The sequence below is a fragment of the Rhizobium sp. 18055 genome (assembly GCF_902706285.1).
GTDB lineage: Bacteria > Pseudomonadota > Alphaproteobacteria > Rhizobiales > Rhizobiaceae > Rhizobium.
Map to the genome: position 1 here is coordinate 1 of NZ_CACSKD010000074.1, position 718 is coordinate 718.

The following is a 718-nucleotide window of genomic DNA, read 5'->3' on the forward strand; positions in this document are numbered from 1 at the left end:
GCCTCAAGCAGATGACGGTGTCGGGCATCTTCGAATCCGGCCACTACGAATACGACTCCGCCCTGGTGCTGCTGCACCATGCCGACGCCGAGCGCATCTTCCGCCTCGAAGGCCCCACCGGCATCCGCCTCAAGCTGCGCGACCTGCACCAGGCGCCCGAGGTCACGCAGGAACTCGCCCGCTCGCTCTCCGGCGATCTGCTGATCCGCGACTGGACGCAGCAGAACCGCACCTGGTTCGCGGCCGTGCAGCTCGAAAAGCGCATGATGTTCATCATCCTCACGCTCATCGTGGCGGTGGCGGCATTCAACCTGGTGTCCACCCTGGTCATGACCGTGACCGACAAGCGCGCCGACATCGCCATCCTGCGCACCCTGGGCGCGAGCCCGCGCAGCATCATGGCGGTGTTCGTGGTGCAGGGCGCGCTGGTGGGCGTGATCGGCACCGCCTGCGGGCTGGCGCTCGGCCTGCTCGTGGCGTTCAACATCGACGTCATCGTGCCGGCCATCGAGCATGCCCTGCATGCCAGCTTCCTGCCGAAAGACATCTACCTCATCAGCAAGATGCCCAGCGACCCGCAGACCAGCGACATCGCACCGATCGCGATCATCTCCCTCGTCCTGGCCTTCGCGGCCACCCTGTACCCGAGCTGGCGCGCCAGCCGCGTGAACCCGGCGGAGGCGCTGCGTTATGAATAGTCAGGAACACCCCCCTGAGC

Annotated in this window: 1 protein-coding gene; it reads left to right on the top strand. The window is 66.4% G+C overall.

Annotation, left to right across the window (positions count from 1 at the left end; all coding sequences use genetic code 11):
* Positions 1 to 698 (top strand): FtsX-like permease family protein (locus GVL52_RS31480; RefSeq protein ID WP_160012660.1); only part of this gene is annotated, 698 nt, incomplete at its 5' end.
* Between the last annotated feature and the right edge of the window lie 20 nt (positions 699 to 718).